At 67.0% G+C, this 837-nt stretch carries 1 protein-coding gene; it reads right to left on the reverse strand.

What is annotated here, in order from left to right; translation table 11 throughout:
• Positions 1-837, reverse strand: an 837-nt coding sequence (locus AU072_RS24440; protein WP_165596696.1) for a non-ribosomal peptide synthetase, incomplete at both ends; no start/stop codon positions are given.

The following is an 837-nucleotide window of genomic DNA, read 5'->3' on the forward strand; positions in this document are numbered from 1 at the left end:
GATGTCGACGTTGAACGCACTGCGCACTCCGGCAACCAGTTTGGTGGCCAGTAGCGAATGGCCGCCGAGGTCGAAGAACGAGTCGTCGGCACCGATGCGGTCGCGTTCCAGAAGTTCGGCGAACAGGTCGGCGATCCGGCGTTCGGTGCCGTCGGCCGGCTCGCGGAACGCCGCGCCGGAATCGATGTCGGGTTCGGGCAGCGCCGCCCGGTCGATCTTGCCGTGCGCGGTGATCGGGATCTCGTCGATCACGACGTAGGCCGCCGGGGTCATGTACTCCGGCAGGGCGGCGGCGACCCGGTTGCGGATCCGCTCGACATCCACCGATTCGATGTCCTCGGCCGGCGTGACGTAGCCGACGAGGCTCTTGCCGACACCGGGCAGATCGCTCACCACCACGACCGCCTGCCCGACGCTCGGGTCGACGGAGATCGCCGCCGCCACTTCGCCGAGTTCGATGCGGAATCCGCGGATCTTGACCTGCTCGTCGGCGCGACCGACGAACTCGATGTCGCCGTCGGCGTTGCGACGGGCCAGGTCACCCGATCGGTAGAGCCGACCGCCGGGATTGAACGGATCGGCGACGAACCGCTCCGCCGTCAGCCTGGGGCGGTCATGATAGCCGTGCGCGACATGTGTTCCGCCGATGTAGATCTCGCCGATCACCCCGACGGGAACCGGCCGCAGGGCGTCGTCAAGCAGGTGGATCTGGGTGTTGATCTTGGGCTTGCCGATGGGCACGATGCGGGTGCCCTGCTTGCCCTCGACTTTGTACCGGCTCGCGTTGATGACGGTCTCGGTCGGTCCGTAGAAGTTGTGCAGCAGCGCGTCGAATGT

It is taken from the genome of Mycolicibacterium novocastrense, from assembly GCF_001499835.1.
Classification (GTDB): domain Bacteria; phylum Actinomycetota; class Actinomycetes; order Mycobacteriales; family Mycobacteriaceae; genus Mycobacterium; species Mycobacterium novocastrense.